Origin of the sequence: Psychrobacter pygoscelis (assembly GCF_004335015.1) — a bacterium.
In the GTDB taxonomy this organism is placed as follows: Bacteria; Pseudomonadota; Gammaproteobacteria; order Pseudomonadales; family Moraxellaceae; genus Psychrobacter; species Psychrobacter pygoscelis.
The window spans coordinates 1-253 of the sequence record NZ_RQRU01000028.1; the positions used below are offsets into that span (position 1 = coordinate 1).

General features: G+C 45.8%; 1 pseudogene. It reads left to right on the forward strand.

The annotated features are described in order from the left end of the window. Positions 1–114 precede the first annotated feature (114 nt). Positions 115–253: pseudogene (locus EGV92_RS14240) on the forward strand (electron transfer flavoprotein-ubiquinone oxidoreductase); the annotation flags it as partial.

Here is a 253-nt window from a genome sequence, read left to right on the forward strand (position 1 = left end):
GCACAACATTACCTAGTGAGACAATATAGTTGCCATCATTGTGCATACTGGTAGGAATGATAGCATCTGGAAGTCGCGTAGATTTTTTGGCAGAGTTCAGCATATAAACGCGATCTTCGGTTGCGGCAACTGGCTATTGAAGCGGGCAATGATGAGTTTATGGTCTGTGTGGTCGAAAAAGGCTCGGAGTTTGGTGCTCATATCTTATCTGGCGCGGTGATTGAACCTCGTGCTCTTAATGAGCTGATTCCTG